General features: G+C 74.6%; 12 protein-coding genes, 2 tRNA genes and 1 pseudogene. 5 read left to right on the top strand and 10 right to left on the bottom strand.

Annotated elements, in window-relative coordinates:
- Positions 1-319: 319 nt before the first annotated feature.
- Entirely contained in the window at positions 320-550 is a 231-nt protein-coding gene (locus tag BG452_RS14795; protein ID WP_188304748.1) for a hypothetical protein, read from the top strand.
- Positions 551-616: 66 nt separating this feature from the next.
- Here the strand turns inward: BG452_RS14795 and BG452_RS14790 are convergent, their stop codons facing one another.
- Entirely contained in the window at positions 617-3,826 is a 3,210-nt protein-coding gene (locus BG452_RS14790) for a S41 family peptidase (RefSeq protein ID WP_317621048.1), read from the bottom strand.
- Between the two features lie 213 nt (positions 3,827-4,039).
- Between BG452_RS14790 and BG452_RS14785 the strand changes: the two genes are divergently transcribed.
- Positions 4,040-5,836: a chitinase gene (locus BG452_RS14785; RefSeq protein WP_188304747.1), complete on the top strand. Its 1,797-nt coding sequence runs from the start codon at positions 4,040-4,042 to the stop codon at positions 5,834-5,836.
- Between the two features lie 83 nt (positions 5,837-5,919).
- Here BG452_RS14785 and BG452_RS14780 read toward each other — a convergent pair whose 3' ends face one another.
- The 4 genes from BG452_RS14780 to BG452_RS14765 form a co-directional block, all read right to left on the bottom strand.
- Positions 5,920-6,549 (bottom strand): DJ-1/PfpI family protein, encoded by a 630-nt coding sequence (locus tag BG452_RS14780; RefSeq protein WP_188304746.1) that lies wholly within the window; start codon positions 6,547-6,549, stop codon positions 5,920-5,922.
- Positions 6,549-7,580, bottom strand: coding sequence for a GlxA family transcriptional regulator (locus BG452_RS14775; RefSeq protein ID WP_188304745.1), 1,032 nt, complete (start codon positions 7,578-7,580; stop codon positions 6,549-6,551). The genes BG452_RS14780 and BG452_RS14775 overlap by 1 nt, the downstream gene beginning before the upstream one ends.
- A 143-nt stretch (positions 7,581-7,723) precedes the next feature.
- Positions 7,724-7,797 (bottom strand) — tRNA-Lys (locus tag BG452_RS14770).
- Between the two features lie 70 nt (positions 7,798-7,867).
- The gene (locus tag BG452_RS14765) at positions 7,868-8,776 is read right to left on the bottom strand and encodes an NADP-dependent oxidoreductase (RefSeq protein WP_188304744.1); all 909 of its coding nucleotides are present in this window, start codon (positions 8,774-8,776) and stop codon (positions 7,868-7,870) included.
- A 206-nt stretch (positions 8,777-8,982) separates the two neighbouring features.
- Here BG452_RS14765 and BG452_RS14760 point away from each other — a divergent pair, with 206 nt between their 5' ends.
- Together BG452_RS14760 and pgi are read left to right on the top strand one after the other, a co-directional pair.
- Positions 8,983-10,566 carry a Na+/H+ antiporter gene (locus BG452_RS14760; protein ID WP_188304743.1) on the top strand — a complete coding sequence of 528 codons (1,584 nt, stop codon included), beginning with the start codon at positions 8,983-8,985 and terminating at the stop codon, positions 10,564-10,566.
- Between the two features lie 245 nt (positions 10,567-10,811).
- A complete protein-coding gene (gene pgi, locus BG452_RS14755) occupies positions 10,812-12,473 on the top strand; it encodes a glucose-6-phosphate isomerase (RefSeq protein WP_188304742.1) in 1,662 nt (553 codons plus the stop codon).
- A 136-nt stretch (positions 12,474-12,609) separates the two neighbouring features.
- Here the strand turns inward: pgi and BG452_RS14750 are convergent.
- The 3 genes from BG452_RS14750 to BG452_RS14740 form a co-directional block, all read right to left on the bottom strand.
- A tRNA-Lys gene (locus BG452_RS14750) sits at positions 12,610-12,683 on the bottom strand.
- 68 nt (positions 12,684-12,751) lie between these two features.
- Positions 12,752-13,405: a bifunctional DNA primase/polymerase gene (locus BG452_RS14745; RefSeq protein WP_188304741.1), complete on the bottom strand. Its 654-nt coding sequence runs from the start codon at positions 13,403-13,405 to the stop codon at positions 12,752-12,754.
- Between the two features lie 25 nt (positions 13,406-13,430).
- Positions 13,431-13,787, bottom strand: a complete 357-nt coding sequence (locus BG452_RS14740) for a hypothetical protein (RefSeq protein WP_188304740.1) — start codon at positions 13,785-13,787, stop codon at positions 13,431-13,433.
- A 234-nt stretch (positions 13,788-14,021) separates the two neighbouring features.
- On the opposite strand from BG452_RS14740, the gene BG452_RS14735 reads away from it, so the two are divergent.
- Positions 14,022-14,339: a hypothetical protein gene (locus tag BG452_RS14735; RefSeq protein ID WP_188304739.1), complete on the top strand. Its 318-nt coding sequence runs from the start codon at positions 14,022-14,024 to the stop codon at positions 14,337-14,339.
- A 66-nt stretch (positions 14,340-14,405) separates the two neighbouring features.
- On the opposite strand, the gene BG452_RS14730 is transcribed toward BG452_RS14735, so the two are convergent.
- Positions 14,406-15,758 (bottom strand): AAA domain-containing protein, encoded by a 1,353-nt coding sequence (locus BG452_RS14730; protein WP_188304738.1) that lies wholly within the window; start codon positions 15,756-15,758, stop codon positions 14,406-14,408.
- A pseudogene (locus tag BG452_RS14725) lies at positions 15,755-16,598 on the bottom strand (hypothetical protein); the annotation flags it as partial. The pseudogene BG452_RS14725 and the gene BG452_RS14730, both read right to left, overlap by 4 nt.

The raw sequence follows: 16,598 nt of genomic DNA, 5'->3' as shown, positions 1-16,598 counted from the left end.
GCACCGTCCGCGCCCAGTCCGGCAGCTCGCCGCCCGCGACCGGGCGCAGCGAGCCGGGGCACTGCATCAGCAGCAGGTCGTGGGTGCCGGGCAGCCGCCCGTCCAGCGCGGCCAGCGGGCCGACCCGCCGGCGCGGTCCGTCGTGCAGTTCCTCGGTCGAGTTCCTCACACCGCCACCCTCCGCCCGTCCCGCGCCGCCCGACTACGGCCCTTCGACGCGTTCACCAGGGACCAAAGGCTCAAGGTGCACCCCTCGGTCCCCGGTGTGAGAGTGGGGGCAGCCCGGAGTTCCACAGTTCCGTCCGCAGCAGGAGGAGTCATGGGCATCTTGGACAGGCTGTTCCACCGGCCGCCGCAGCACGAGTCCACCGGGCAGGAGGCCGCTCAGCGCGCCGCCCTCGCCCACGACGAGGCCGCCGACGCGTACGGCGAGGAGGTCGAGCGCACCCGGGACTCCCAGGAGAAGCTCGCCCAGGAGAGGGTCGCCCAGGAGGAGGCCGACCGGCGTGCCGCCGAGAACATGACGGCCGAGGGCGACCCCTGGGGCTGAGCCCCTCGGTCATCCGTCTCTCCGCCGCGGTCGTCCGGCCCCTCCAGGTCAGCCGGCCCGCGGCGGTCAACCGGCCCGCGGCGGCAGTGGCGGTCGCCGCAGGTCCGGCCGGGGCGTGGATTCCGGCGGGGGCGCCGCCGCCGGCGCGTCCTCCAGTAGTTCCAGGGCGAGTTGGACGGCGGCGACCAGCTCCGGATGGCGCCCCCGGGCCCAGTCCTGGGGGGTGCGCAGCACGTGCACGTCCGGTTCCACGCCCCGGTTCTCCACCGACCAGCCGAGCCCGCCGCCGAACCAGGAGGCGTTCTTCGGCACCGAGATCTGGGTGCCGTCGCCCAGGGTGTGCCGCCCGGTCATCCCGACCACCCCGCCCCAGGTGCGGTTGCCGATCACCGGGCCGAGGCCGAGCAGTTTGATCGCCGCGATGATCACGTCCCCGTCCGAGCTGGTCGCCTCGTCGGCGAGCGCCACCAGCGGGCCGCGCAGCGCGTGCCGGGGCCAGCGGACGGGCTGGCGGTCCCGGCTGAAGTCCCAGGCGAGGACGTGCCGGGTGAGCTTCTCCAGGACGAGTTCGGAGACGTTGCCGCCGGCGTTGCCGCGTACGTCCAGCACCAGCGCGGGCTTGTCCAGTTCGCGCCGCAGGTCCCGGTTGAACTGGGCCCAGCCGGAGCCGCCGAGGTCCGGGATGTGCAGGTAGCCGCACCGGCCGTCGCTGAACTCCCGTACCAGGGAACGCCGTTTGGTCACCCAGTCCTGGTAGCGGACGGCCCGTTCGTCGGTCAGCGGGGTGACGGTGATCCGCCGCACCGGGCCGTCCGGGCCGCTGCGCAGGGCGAGTTCGACGGTGGTGCCGCCGGTGCCGGCCAGCAGCGGCAGCGGTCCGCGCACCGGGTCCACCGGGCGGCCACCGATCTCCAGCAGCTCGTCGCCGTCCCGGACGCCCCGGGCCGCCAGCGGGGCGCGGGCGCGCGGGTCGGAGGACTCGCCGGGCAGCACCCGGTCGACCAGCCAGCGGCCGTCGGGGGCGCGGTGGGCGTTGGCGCCGAGCAGGCCGAGCGGCTGCTGGGCGAGGGTGGGGCCCTCGGCGCGCCGGGAGGGGGTGACGTAGGCGTGCGAGGTGCCGAGTTCGCCGAGGAGCTCGCGCAGCAGGTCGGCGAAGTCGTCGGGTGAGCAGATCCGTTCCAGCAGCGGCTCGTACTGGGCGACCAGGGCGGGCCAGTCCAGCCCGGACATCCGCTCGTCCCAGAACTGGTCCCGGACGATCCGGGCCGCCTCGTGGTACGCCTGGCGCCACTCGGCGGCGGGGTGCACGGTGTGGGTGATCCGGCGCAGGTCGACGCTGGTCCCGGCGGAGGGGGCGCCGACCGGGACCACCCGCAGCGTCCCGGCCGAGTAGACCGCGATCGAGCCGCCGTCCCCGGAGACCGCGTAGCCGTCCAGCTTGTCGACCAGCGTGCTGCGGGTGCCCCGGGCCAGGTCGAAGTGCTCCAGGGAGGGGCGGCCGGAGGTGTCGTCGGGGCTGGCGAAGGTCTGCCCGAGGGTGCCGGAGATCGGCCAGCGCAGCCAGACCAGGCCGCCGCGCACCGCGTCGGTGGCCGAGTACTTGGAGGCGATCACCGGGAACTGCAGCAGCCGCTCGCCGATGCCCTGGGGGTCGACCCGGACGGTGCCGTCGCCGCCGCCGTCCCCGCGCGGGGCGCCGTCCTCGGTGGGCGCGGCGAACGGGGAGGGCGTGTCGGCGGTGAGCGGGACGAGGTAGGGGCGGCAGCCGACCGGGAAGGAGAGGTCGCCGGTGTGCACGTCGTGGACGGGGTCGAAGCCGCGCCAGGACAGGAAGGCCAGGTAGCGGCCGTCCCGGGTGAACACCGGCTGCTCGTCCTCGAACCGGCCGTCGGTGACGTCGGTGATCGGCGCGGGGGCGTCGGTGCGGGTGAGCCGGATCCGGCGCAGTGAGCGCCCGGCGGCCGGCTGGGACCAGGCGATCCAGTGCGAGTCGGGGGAGAACCGGGCGCTGGAGACGGGCCCGTAGTCGGAGGCGGCCAGTTCGCGGACCTCACCGTCGGCGGCGGTCACCAGCAGCAGCCGCCCGTCGGAGGTGGTGACGGCGAGCCGGGCGCCGTCGGGGGCGGCGGTGAGCTCCAGGGCCCGGCCGAGCCGGCCGGCGGCGAGCACCCGGTGGTGGTGGTGCGCGGCCTCCTCGTGTCCGGGCAGCGGCACCACCTCGATCGCGTCGGCGCCCTCGGCGTCGGTGATCCAGGCGGCCTCGCCGGTGTGGCCGAGCACCACGGGCAGCCGGGTGCGGACCCCGGGGGTGTCGGCGAGGGCCCGGGCCGGGCCGTCCTTGTGGGTGAGCCAGTACTGGCTGCCGCGCACGGTGATCACCCCGGCCCGCCCGGTCTGGTCGCAGGCGAGGTCCTTGACCTGGGAGGCGGCGCCGACCTGGTACGGGCGGCGGCCGGCCCGGGCGCCGCCGAGCGGCACGTCCAGCCGGCGCGGGGCGGGGGCGTCCAGGCCGTCGAGCAGCCAGAGGTCGCCGGCGTGCTGGTAGACGATCCGGGTGCCGTCGGTGGCGGCCTCGCGGGCGTAGTAGGAGGCGTGGTCGGTGTGCCGGCGCAGGTCGGTGCCGTCGGGGCGGCAGGAGTAGAGGTTGCCGATGCCCTCGTGGTCGGAGAGGAAGGCGATCCGGTCGTCGACCGGCATGGGGGAGGCGAGGTGGCCGGTGTGCTCGGGCAGGATCCGTTCGCCGTCCACCCAGAGCCGGCCGACGGCGCCGCCGCGGTAGCGCTTCCAGGCGGCGGGTTCGTGCGGGGCGGAGCCGGTGAGCAGGACGGTCCGCCGCCGGCTCAGCTGGGCGTCGCCGACCGGGCCCCAGGGCATCCGGCGGCCGGGGGAGCCGTCGGGCGGCAGGGCGTGCGCCCAGGTGTAGTGGCCGAAGGGCTCGTGGTAGGAGGTGACGGCCAGGACCTCGCCGTCCGGCAGCCAGCCGCGCACCCGGGTGTCCTGGCTGCCCCAGTAGCTGAGCCGGCGGGCCTCGCCGCCCTCGGTCGGGGCGGTCCACACCTCGGGGGTCAGGCCGAGCCAGCTGGTCCAGGCGAGGGTGCGGCCGTCGGGGGAGAAGCGGGGGTGGCTGACCCGGGTGCGGTCGCAGCCGACCCGCCAGGCCCGGCCGGTGGTGGCGGCGCCGGCGTCCAGCGGCGCGATCCAGACGTCGTCCTCGGCGGTGAAGGCGAGCAGGTCGCCGTGCAGGTGGGGGTGGCGGAGGTAGCCGGGCGGGGTCACTCCTCCATCCTTCGACGGGGTGTCACCCCCGGCAACCGGGGCGGTCCCGCCGGGCTCCCGGACCGGTCTGGACCATTGACAGCGCACTGTCGGATCCACTTCAGTGGTCTAGTCCAACTTGGGTGCCAGGCCGGGCCGTTCCCCCCACTGGCGCGTGCTCCGGCGTGCCCTCGGACGTCCCCCACGACCGCGCCACCGCAGGGAGCACCCGCCATGCGCAGAAGTCGTTACTCGCCCGCTCGCCTCCGGGTGCTCCGGATCCGGCGCCGACACTCGTCGCTCGGTCGCTCCTCCGTCGCTCCCTCACTCCTCCCTCTCGGCGCCGGCGCGCCCTTTGGCTCGGGGCGGCGGCCCGGACACCGCCGTGCCGCACTCGCCGCCGGCACCGCCTCCGCCGTCGCCGCCGCCACCCTGGTCGGCGTCACCCTGGGTCCGGCGCCCGCCGCCTCGGCCGGAGAGTTCCTGGTCAACGGCGGCTTCGAGTCCGGCTCGCTCGGCCCCTGGAGCTGCACCGGCAACTCCGGCAGCGTCGTCACGACCCCCGTGCACAGCGGCGGCCACGCGCTCGCCGCCGCCGCCACCGCCGGCGACACCGCCCAGTGCTCCCAGACCGTCGCCGTCGCGCCCAGCACCACCTACACGCTCAGCGCCTACGTCAACGGCTCCTACGTCTACCTGGGCGTCGACGGCGGCGGCCCCAGCACCTGGACCCCCGGCACCGGCGGCGGCTACCAGAAGCTCAGCGTCAGCTTCACCACCGGCGCCAACCAGACCACCGCCACCGTGTACACCCACGGCTGGTACGGCCAGGGCACCTACTACGCGGACGACGTCTCGCTGGACGGCCCGGGCGCCCCCAGCCCGACGCCCACCCCGACGCCCACCCCGACGCCGACGTCCACGCCGACGTCCACGCCCACCGGCACCCCGACCGGAACCCCCACCGGCACCCCGACGTCCACCCCCACCGGAACGCCCACGGGCACCCCCTCCGGCGGCCACACCCTGGTCGGCTACCTGCACGCCAGCTTCGCCAACGGCGCCGGCTACACCCGGCTGGCCGACGTCCCCGGCTCCTGGGACGTCATCGACCTCTCCTTCGGCGAGCCGACCGCCCCGACCTCCGGCGACATCCGCTTCAACCGCTGCTCGACCACCGACTGCCCGACCGCCGAGTCCGACGCCGACTTCAAGGCCGCCATCGCCGCCAAGCGCGCCCAGGGCAAGAAGGTGCTGATCTCGATCGGCGGCCAGAACGGCCAGGTCCAGCTGACCACCGCCGCCGCCCGGGACACCTTCGTCAGCTCGGTCTCGGCGATCATCGACACGTGGGGCCTGGACGGCCTGGACATCGACTTCGAGGGCCACTCGCTCTCCCTCGACACCGGCGACACCGACTTCAAGAACCCGAAGAGCGCGGTCATCGTCAACCTGATCTCGGCACTGAAGACCCTCAAGGCCAAGTACGGTCCGGGCTTCGTGCTGACCATGGCGCCGGAGACGTTCTTCGTCCAACTCGGCTACCAGTACTACGGATCCGGCCCCTGGGGCGGCCAGGACCCGCGCGCCGGGGCGTACCTGCCGGTCATCTACGCGCTGCGCGACGACCTCACCCTGCTGCACGTCCAGGACTACAACTCCGGCTCCGTCATGGGCCTGGACAACCAGTACCACTCCATGGGCGGCGCCGACTTCCACGTCGCGATGACCGACCTGCTGCTCAAGGGCTTCCCGGTCGCGGGCAACGCCGCCAACGTGTTCCCGCCGCTGCCCGCCTCGAAGGTCGCCATCGGCATGCCGGCCACCACCAACGCGGGCAACGGCTACATCGCCCCGGCCGAGGTGGACAAGGCGCTGGACTGCCTCACCAGGCTGGTCAACTGCGGTACGTACGTGCCGCGTTCGGGGGCCCAGCCGAACCTGGCCGGGCTGATGACCTGGTCGGTCAACTGGGACCAGTTCGGCGGCCGGGAGTTCTCCAGGAACTTCGACGGCTACTTCGGCCGCTGACCGGAGGCCGGGTCCGTGCCCCGGAGCCCGTGTCGCGGGGTCCGCGCCCGGTCGGGTGCGGCCCCCGCGACCCCGCTGGGCCGTCAGCCCAGCAGCAGCCGCCTCGCCCCCTCGACCGCCGCCGGGGAGGCCGTCGCGAGCGAGCCTGCAGAGTACGGCGGCTGCGGGTCGTACTCGATGAGCAGCTGGATCGCCTCCGCGGTGGCGTCCCCGGCGATCAGGCCGGTCAGCCGCAGCGCGAGGTCGATCCCGGCCGAGACCCCGGCCGCGGTCGCGTACTTGCCGTCGACCACGATCCGCTCGGTGCCGGTCGGCTCCGCCCCGAAGCCGGGCAGGCGGTCCAGGACGCCCCAGTGGGTGGTGGCCCGGCGGCCCCGGAGCAGCCCGGCGGCGCCCAGGATCAGCGAGCCGGAGCAGACCGAGGTGGTCCAGGTGGTGGTCGCGTCCACCCGGCGCACCCAGTCGAGCACCGCCTCGTCGGTCAGCTGCGCCTCCGTCCCGGGGCCGCCGGGGACGAGCAGCAGGTCGGCCGAGTCCACCTCGTCCAGCGTGGCGTCCGCGGTGATCGCCAGGCTGGTCCGGTCGTTGCGGACCGGCCCGCGCTGCGCGGCGGTGAACACCACCTCGGCCCCGGGGATCCGGGACAGCACCTCGTACGGGCCGACCGCGTCGAGGGTGGTGAAGTCGGGGTAGAGCAGGACGGCGATGCGCATCAGTGACCTCCAAGGGGCTGCGAACCATCGGGCGGGGAACCACCGGGCCGCGAACCATCGGGTGGGGAACCACCGGGCTGGGACCGGAAGCGGCGTCGGTACTCGGCGGGCGGGGCGGCCAGGGACCGGACGAAGGCGCGCCGCATCGCCTCCGGGGTGCCGTAGCCGCAGGAGCGGGCGATCTCCTCAATGCCGTCGTCGGTGTCCTCCAGCTGCCGCCGGGCGGCCTCCAGCCGGACCGAGTCCACGTACCGGCCCGGGGTCACCCCCACCTCGGCGGCGAAGGCCCGGGCGAAGTGCCGCGGCGACAGCGCCGACCGGTGGGCCAGCGCCTCGACCGACAGGTCGGCCTCGGGGTGCTCGGCGATCCACCGCTGGACCTCGCGCAGCGGCTGCCGGGCCGCCACCTGGGCGGCCAGCTGGGTGCTGAACTGGGCCTGGTTGCCCGGCCGGCGCAGGAAGACCACCAGGTAACGGGCGATCAGCAGCGCGGCGTCCCGGCCGTGGTCCTCCTCGACCAGGGCCAGCGCCAGGTCGATCCCGGCGGTGACCCCGGCCGAGGTGGCGATGTGGCCGTCCCGGACGTGGATCGGATCCGGGTCGACCGTGACGTCCGGGAACCGCCGGGCCAGTTCCCCGCAGTAGGCCCAGTGGGTGGTCACCCGGCGTCCGGAGAGCAGTCCGGCCTCGGCGAGCAGGAAGGCGCCGGTGCACACCGAAACCACCCGCTCGGCCCGGCCGGCCAGCTCCCGGATCCGTGCCACCAGCAGGCCGTCCGGCGGCTCGCCGCCCTGCCCGCCGGGGACCAGCAGGGTGTGCACCGGCCCGGCCTCGGCCAGGTCGGTGTCCGGCAGCAGCCGCAGCCCGCTGGTGCTGGCCACCGGCCCGCCGCCGAGCGAGGCGGTGGTCACCCGGTACGCGCCCGGCTGCCCGGCGGCCGCGCCCGCTCCCGCGAACACCTCCATGGGCCCGGTCACGTCCAGGCTCTGCACGCCCTCGTAGAGGACGACGACCACGCTGCGCGCTCTCATGCGGCCAGCCTGTCAGCGGGCCGCGGTGGCAGCAATGACCGGTTTCCCACCTTTCCTGCCATCCGGGATGCCGTTCCTCCGGTGCCCAGGACGGAAAACGCCGAGAGGCCCCTCGCTTTCGCAAGGGGCCTCTCGGCTGTCTGTGCGCCGCCAGGGACTCGAACCCCGGACCCGCTGATTAAGAGTCAGCTGCTCTAACCAACTGAGCTAGCGGCGCCTGCTGACCTGGAGAACATTACCTGGTCAGCGGCCGAAACACCCAATCGGCCCCGGAGCGCCCGGCCTGCTCAGGCGGTGAGCACCACCTTGCCGCGGACGTGCCCGGTGCCGACCAGCCGGTGCGCCTGTTCGGCCCGCTCCAGCGGCAGCGTCTCGGCGATCTCGATCCGCAGCCCGCCGGTCTCCCAGAGCCGGACCAGCTCGGTCAGCCGCTCGGCGGTGCGCGGCGCCCGCAGCCCCCGGACGCCCAGCCGCTCGGCCTCCGGGTAGTCGACCACGGTGCCGATCCGGTCCCGGTCGGCGACCAGCTCGACGGAGGCCGCCAGGGCGCCCCGGCCGGCCGCGTCGAAGGCCGCGTCCACCCCCTGCGGGGCGACCGCCCGGACCCGCTCGACCAGCCCCTCGCCGTACGCGACCGGGATCGCGCCCAGCTCGCGCAGGTAGTCGTGGTTGCGCTCGCTCGCGGTGCCGATCACGGTGGCGCCCAGGGCCCGGGCGAGCTGGACGGCGACGGTGCCGACCCCGCCGCTGGCGCCGTGCACCAGGACGGTGTCGCCGGCGGCGACACCGAGCAGGTCCAGCGCGACGTGGGCGGTCTGGCCGGAGGCGGAGAGCGAGCCGGCCTGCTCCCAGGGCATCCCGGCGGGCTTGGCCACCAGCTGGGCGGCGTCCACCGTGACCAGCTCGGCCTGGCAGCCCAGCATGCGGAAGCCCAGCACCTCGTCGCCGACCCGCCAGGCGTCGACGCCCGGCCCGAGCCGGTCCACCACCCCGGCGAACTCGTTGCCGAGGACGATCGGCGGCTCGGCCACCAGCCCCGGCGGGCGGAAGCCCTCCCGGATCGCGAGGTCCACCGGCTGCACCGCGGCGGTGTACACCCGTACCCGGACCTCGCCCGCTGCGGGCTCGGGGTCGGCCACCTGGGTGACCCGCAGGACCTCCGGACCGCCGGACGTCGGTACCGTGACCGCCTTCATGGGGGCTCCTCTCGCCGGTTCCATCACGCGAACACCCCGATCCTCGGTGCTGAAGTGCGCTTCAGGTCAAGCGCCTGTTCGGCGTGTCTTCACCTATGGGCGCATTGTCAGATTTATCCTGGGCGGCGCTCAGCCGTCCGTCGCCGACCGGCCGGCCGTCCCGATCGGCCGCCGGCCGTCGATCCGCCGTCGAGAGGAACCTCCCCGTGGGCCAGCTGCCCCTGTTCTTCCTGGTGCTGCTCGCCTCCGTGGTGACCATGCCACTCGCCCGCAGGACGGGCGTGCCGCAACCGGTCCTGATGACCCTGCTCGGCATCGTCATGGCCCTCGTCCCGCAGATCCCGGACGTCAAGATCGAGCCCGAGCTGATCCTCCCGCTGGTCCTGCCGCCACTGATCTTCGCCGTCGCCCGGCGCTCCTCGGTCCGCTACTTCAAGGCCAACGCCCGCTCGATCCTGCTGCTGGCGATCGCCCTGGTGGTGGTCACCACGATCGCCGTGGCCGGCGCCGTGCACTGGCTGCTGCCCGCCGTGCCGCTGGCCGCCGCGATCGCGGTCGGCGCGCTGGTCTCCCCGCCCGACCCGGTGGCCGCCGTCGCGGTGGCCGGCAGCATCGGGCTGCCCCGGCGCCTGGTGGCGATCCTGGAGAGCGAGGGCCTGTTCAACGACGTCACCGCGATCGTCATCTACTCGCTGGCCATCGAGGCCATGGTCAGCGGCGACTTCTCGGTCGGCCACGCGGTGCTGCGCTTCGTGCTGTCGGCGGTGCTCGCCGTGATCGTCGGCGTGGTGCTCGGCTGGGTGAACGCCAAGCTCGCCGACCGCCTGGACGACCCGACCCAGCAGGTCGCGCTCAACCTCCTGGTGCCCTTCGCCGCCTACACCATCGCTGAGGAGATCCACGGCTCCGGCGTGCTCGCCGTGGTGATCTGCGCGCTCTACCTCGCCGAGCGGGCCGCCGACGCCGACGCCGTCGCCTACCGGCTGGTCGGCAACGCCTTCTGGGAGGTGGTCGAGATCCTGATCACCGGCGTCGCCTTCGGCCTGATCGGCCTGGAGCTGGCCACTGTGCTCAAGGAGGCCGGCCGCGGCTGGACCGGTTTCCTCGGCGACGCCGCCGTGGTCATCGCGGTCGTGGTGCTGGTCCGGCTGTTCTGGCTGCTGCCGGCCGGCTGGCTGTCGAAGAAGCTGCGCAAGGGGGACGAGGAGGACACCCCGTTCAGCTGGAAGGAGAGCGTGGTCCTCTGGTGGTCCGGCATGCGCGGGGTGGCCACCGTCGCCCTGGCCCTCGCCATCCCGCTCGTCCTGCACTCCGGCGCGGACTTCCCGGAGCGCGGCCGGCTGGTCTTCATCGCCTTCAGCGTGGTGCTGTTCACCCTGCTGGTCCAGGGTCTGACGTTGCCCTGGCTGGCCAAGCGGCTCGAACTGGACATCGACCAGGACAAGCACGAGCAGGCCGTGCGCCAGCTCTGGTGGCGGGCCGCCAAGGCCGGACTCCAGCGGCTCGGCGAACTCGAGGAGCAGGACAAGCTGCCCGCCGAGGTCGCCGACCGGCTGCGGGACCGTCAGCACGACCGGCTGGCCCGGCTCTGCCCGGAGAACTACGCCGAGGAGGAGGCCGCCGAGGCCAAGCAGCGGATCGCCCAGTGGCGGGCCGCCGCCGAGGTCGAGCAGGAGATGATCGCCGCCTCCCGGCGCGAGATGCTCGTCGCCCGCAGCGAACCGGGCGCCGACCCGGAACTGGTCGACCACGTGCTGCGCGGACTGGACCTGCGCTCCGAACGGAAGTAGCGGGCGCGACGGAAGCGCTGTGCCCGACGGATGTGGCGGACGCAACGGAAGTGACGGGCAGTCCGCGCCCGGCCACCGGAATGTGCGCGACCCCCGCCGAGGTTGCATAGGCTGAACCCGGGCAGGCCGTCAACGGAGTCGGCGCACCACCAGTACCGCCACGACCTCGCGAGCAGGCCCTCACCGCCTGACCCTCACGCCTGGCCCTGCCGGTTTCTGCACCCAGATGAATCGAGGACCCACCGATGTCGGAGACCCGCGCCGACGCCCGCACCCCGCTCGACCGCACCCCGCAGTGGGCCGCCCTGGCCAAGCACCGGTCCGAGCTGGGCGAGACCCACCTGCGCGAGCTGTTCGCCGCCGACCCCGAGCGCGGCCGCACCCACACCCTGCGGGTCGGCGACCTGTACGTGGACTACGCCAAGCACCTGGTCACCGACGAGACGCTGGAGCTGCTGCGCGAACTCGCCGCCGCCACCGGCGTCGCCGAGCTGCGGGACGCCATGTTCCGCGGCGAGAAGATCAACCTCACCGAGCAGCGCGCCGTCCTGCACACCGCGCTGCGGGCCCCGCGCGACGCCGTCGTCGAGGTCGACGGCGTCAACGTCGTCCCCGGGGTGCACGCCGTCCTGGACAAGATGGCCGGCTTCGCCGACCGGGTCCGCAGCGGCGAGTGGAAGGGCCACACCGGCAAGCCGATCCGCGCCGTGGTCAACATCGGCATCGGCGGCTCCGACCTCGGCCCGGCGATGGCCTACGAGGTGCTCCGCTCGTTCGGCGAACGCGACCTGGCGGTGCGTTTCGTCTCCAACGTGGACGGCGCCGACCTGCACGAGGCGGTCCGCGACCTCGACCCGGCCGAGACGCTGTTCATCGTCGCCTCGAAGACCTTCACCACCATCGAGACCATCACCAACGCCGTCTCCGCCCGGGGCTGGCTGCTCGACGGCCTGGGCGCCGGCACCGAGGCGGTGGCCAAGCACTTCGTCGCGTTGTCCACCAACGCCCAGGGCGTGCAGGACTTCGGCATCGACACCGCCAACATGTTCGAGTTCTGGGACTGGGTCGGCGGCCGCTACTCCTACGACTCGGCGATCGGCCTCTCGCTGATGATCGCCATCGGCCCGGACGCCTTCCGCGAGATGCTGGACGGCTTCCACCTGGTCGACGAGCACTTCCGCACCGCCCCGCCGGAGCAGAACGTCCCGCTGCTGCTCGGCCTGCTGGGCGTCTGGTACGGCGCGTTCTTCGACGCCCAGGCGCACGCGGTGCTGCCGTACTCGCACTACCTGTCCAAGTTCACCGCCTACCTCCAGCAGCTGGACATGGAGTCCAACGGCAAGTCGGTGACCCGCGACGGCACCCCGGTCGGCTGGCAGACCGGCCCGGTGGTCTGGGGCACCCCCGGCACCAACGGCCAGCACGCCTACTACCAGCTGCTGCACCAGGGCACCAAGGTGATCCCGGCCGACTTCATCGGCTTCGCCCGCCCGGTCGCCGACCTGCCCGACCGCCTGGTCGCCCAGCACGACCTGCTGCTGGCCAACTTCTTCGCCCAGACCCAGGCGCTGGCCTTCGGCAAGACCCCGGAGGAGGTCGCCGCCGAGGGCGTGCCGGCCGAACTCGTCCCGCACAAGACCTTCAAGGGCAACCACCCGACCACCACCATCCTGGCCGCCGAGCTGACCCCGTCGGTGCTCGGCCAGCTGGTCGCGCTGTACGAGCACAAGGTGTTCGTCCAGGGCGCGATCTGGAACATCGACTCCTTCGACCAGTGGGGCGTCGAGCTGGGCAAGGTGCTCGCCAAGCGGATCGAGCCGGTGCTGCTCACCGGTGAGGGCGGCGAGCAGCTGGACAGCTCCACCGCCGAGCTGGTCGCCCGCTACCGCGCGCTGCGCGGCCGCTGAGCCCCGGCCGGGCCGTCCCGTTCCGGCGGGCGGCCCGGCCGTTCCTCCGGCGGGACCGCCCGGGCGGTCCTCCGGTGCCCCGGACGGGAAACGCCGAGAGGCCCCTCGCTTTCGCAAGGGGCCTCTCGGCTGTCTGTGCGCCGCCAGGGACTCGAACCCCGGACCCGCTGATTAAGAGTCAGCTGCTCTAACCAACTGAGCTAGCGGCGCCTGCTGACAGAGAAGACTCTAGCAGCGGCCTGCGGTCGGGCCAAAATCGAATACCGGCCGCTCCCCGTTCACCCCCCGGTCACGACGACCGGCTCGGCCGGGACGGCCCCGCCGGGCTCGCGCGCCGCCCGTACGCAGGCCCAGAGCACCACCGAGGCCCCGGGCAGCCAGGGTTCCCGCTCGTCCGGGGCGACGATCCAGCGGCCCGACCCCCGGCCGGGGGAGTCCGGGCCGTGCACCATCCGCTGCAGCGGCGGCACCGTCACCGCGTCGCCCTTGCCGTGGCAGAGCAGCGGCGGCACGTCCCGGGCCCACTCCTCCCAGGCCAGCAGCCGGCGCAGCCGGGGGGCCGCGCCGGGCTGGACGAACAGCAGGGTGCGGCCCCGGTAGCCCGCGACCGGGCCGCAGCCGGGGCCGGAGGCCCACAGTTCGTCCAGCACCCGGCGGCCGAACAGCGACGGCATGCTGATCACGTCGAAGGCCCGCCCGCAGGGCAGCACGGAGGGCGCCCACGGGCGGGCCTCCCAGAGGGCGCGCATGCTGCGCGGGTACTCGCTGGCGGAGGCCAGCCAGGCCTCCCCGGCCACGGTGACGTACTCCACCGACTGGTGCGTCCAGATGTCCACGCCCAGCAGCCTGCGCCGTGCGCGCCCCCGGTGTGGCGGAAAGCGCCGTTCGCCGGACAGGGTGGCGGGCGATCGCGTACCCTCCGCCGCTGGCATATGCCAGCGGCTGCCCGGACGGGCTTCAGTCCTCGTGGCGGCGCGGCTGGAGCAGGCCGCGGCCGTACTCGATCATCTTGGCCGCGTAGTCCGGGGTCCAGTCCGCGCGCTCGGCGACCTCGGTGTCCGACAGCGCGTCGAACCGGCGCGGGTCGGCGAGCTGGGCGGCGGCGACGGCCTGGAAGTCGGTGGCCCGCTCGGCGGCGGCCCGGAAGGCCAGGGCCAGTTCGGTGGAGCGGCGCAGCAGCTCCGCGGGGTCGTCGATGGACTCCAGGTCGAAGAATCGTTCCGGCTCCGGTTCGGCGGACTGCGGCTCGAACAGGAGCTGCACGGGGCGCAGTCGCCTGGTGGGCTCGGGCGTCTCGGCGGGGGAGTCGGGCATGGACGGACACCTCCGGGGTCTCGGTGAGGGAGGGCGGCGGGCTGCTCCGGGCCGCACCGCCCGATCGTGGCCGCCGTCCATTGTCTCGCGGCGGCGGCCGGTAGCGGAACGGTGCGCGTGCAGGCGCTATTCCCCGGCACGCGCCGGGGCGGTGCCCCGGGCGCCGCGCTTCCGGATCGCGTGCGAACCGGTTGTGCCGGGTACAGCAGTCCTCCACCGAACCGGGAGCACCCCATGCGCGCACCGTCCACCGGCCTCCTGCCGGCCGCCGCCGTCCTGACCGCCGCCGTCCTGACCGCGGTCGCGTCCGCCGGGCCTGCCTTCGCCGCCGAGACGGCCAAGGTCGTCACCGGGCCGCCGAGCGCCCCCGGCGGCGTCTCCACGGCGGCCTGCCCGGCCGGCACCCACCTGACCGGCGGCGGCTACCGGCTCCAGCCCGACGCGGACGGACCGGTGCGCGCCAGCGGGCCGACCGCCGACGCCACCGGCTGGAGCGCCCAGGCCGAGCGCGGGTCCGTGGTGGCCTTCGCCGTCTGCGAGACCGAGGACTGACCGGGCCCTCGCTGGGGCCTGGCTGTCGGACGGTGTCGGATCGGGCAGGGATCCGAGAGACAGGCCCTACCGCAGGTGCACCCGGTGGCCGGCCAGGTGCTGGAGGACCTGGTGGTTCGCCTCCCAGCCGTCCGGGAAGGCCACCGGGACGCCCAACTGCACCGGCTCGGTGGCGGGGTGCTCGTCCAGCAGCTCCGCGATCCCGGCCCGGCCGACCACGATGCAGGCGTGCCGGTGGCGGGAGGCCAGCACGCAGAGCCGGCCGGTCTCCAGGTGGAAGGCGGTCGCGTCGGGGCGCCCGGAGAGCGGGTGCAGCACCACGGTGACGTCGTACTCCCGGCCCTGCAGCCGGTTCGCGGTGTCCACCGTGACGGCCGGACCGACCGTGCCGTCCACCGGGACGCCCACCTTGACCAGGGCCGCCCGCACCGCCGCCGCCTGGTCCCGGTGCGCGGTGCCGACGGCGATCCGGTCCGCGGTGAGCGGGGCCTCGCCCTGCTCGGAGCGGGCGGTCAGCCCGCGCTCCAGCAGCCGCCGGACGGTGGCCGCGACCGCCGCCACCGCCTGGGGGTCCGTCCGCACGGTGTGCCGGGCGGGCAGCTCCAGCAGCGCCCAGCCGTGCTCGGCCGCCCGGTCGATCACCGCGTCCAGCGCGGAGCCGTCCGGCCGTACGGCGGCGGTCAGCGCGCGGTCGTCCGGGCCGGTGCCGGAGCGGAACGGCGTGTACGGGTAGAAGGCGCGCGAGATCAGCGGCGCCGCGCTGGCCGGCAGCCGCCAGGAGACCGGCAGCCGGTGCGGTTCGATCTGCGGGTTGTGCGCCAGCATGGTCACCACGGCGCTGCCGGACGGGTCGTAGGACAGGCCCGCCCACTGCTCGGTGCCGACCACGGTGAACGGGTCCAGCTGGCCCGGGTCCCCGACGAACAGCGCCCGCTCGAAGAGCCGGGCCACCGCGAGCAGGGCGTCCGAGCGCATCTGGTACGCCTCGTCGACGATCGCGTGCCGCCACGGCGCCTCGGCCCGCACCCACTGCCACTTGGCGGAGGTCGAGATCACCACGTCGTGCTCGACCAGGTCGGCGACCTTGTCGGACGGCGTGACACTGGCGTGCCGGAGCACCTCCGGCCCCGGCCGGGAGTCCGCCGCGTGCAGCCGGCCGATCGTCAACTCCGGTGCCTTCTCGGCCAGTCGGCCGACCAGGTCGTCCACCTGGCCGTTGGTCTGGGCGACGATCATCAATCGCTCGCCGGCCGCCACCAGCTCGCGGGCGGCCCGCACCACCAGGGTCGACTTCCCGGCGCCGGGCGGGGAGTCCACCACCACGCCGCGCGGCGCGCCGGCCGACGGGTGGACGGTGGCCGCCAGGATGCGGGCCACCGCGGCGTCGGCCGCCGCGCCCGGGGGCTGCTCGCTCATCATTCCCAATCCTCGGTGGCGGCGGTGGTGGCGGCGGTCGGGGCCGGTACGGGTGCGGTGCCGGGCGGGCCGCCGTGGGTCCACGGGGTGTCGTCCGGCTCGGGCAGCGGCGCGGACTGGCGGACCGTCAACTCGAACAGGGTGAAGGTGACCGGCTCGCCGGGCTCGGGCACACTGCCCGGCTCGGGTTCCTTCCTGCGGCCCATGCCGGACAGCATCCGCAGCGTGATGGTGCCCTCCTCCGGGTCCACCGCCACGATCCGCGCCTTCTGCGCGGCCGGCCCTCCGCCGGCCTCCGGCCGGGGGGACCCCCATACCCGGTGCGCCTCCCGGCCGAGGTCGGCGTGCGGGCGGTCGGCGGTGCGCAGGGTGACCAGCGGACGGGGCTTGGGGGAGCGCCCGGTGGTGTCGTAGTCCGGCACCACCTCGGTCACCACCCCGCTGAACGCCTCGCCGGACAGCCGGTGTTCGGCCATCGCCAGCGGGTCGTCCAGTGCCTCCTGGACGTCCAGCCGGGCCTGCTCGCGCTCGCGCTGGGCGAGTTTGCGGGCCGCGGTGACGGCGTCGTCCTGCCGGGGCTGCGGCGGCTCGCCGGCGGCCAGCCGGTCCCGGTGGCCGGTGTAGGACCAGCGGTCGCCGGTCCAGCGCTCCGCCAGGTGGCCGGCCGGCGGCAGGGCGCGCAACAGGTCCAGGCCCCGCCAGACGTCCCGCCAGGTGGGCAGCAGGACGGCGGACAGCACCCGCTCCAACTGCTCGACCGCCGAGCGGACGGCCGAGCGGGCGCGCTCGGCGGCGGCCTCGTCGCGCTGCCCGGTGCCGTTCTGCCCGGTGCCGTGCTGCAGG

The sequence above is a fragment of the Streptomyces sp. CBMA123 genome, from assembly GCF_014596465.1.
GTDB lineage: Bacteria > Actinomycetota > Actinomycetes > Streptomycetales > Streptomycetaceae > Kitasatospora.
Note: the sequence above shows the minus strand (reverse complement) of the source record. Positions and strands in the feature narration are given on the sequence as shown.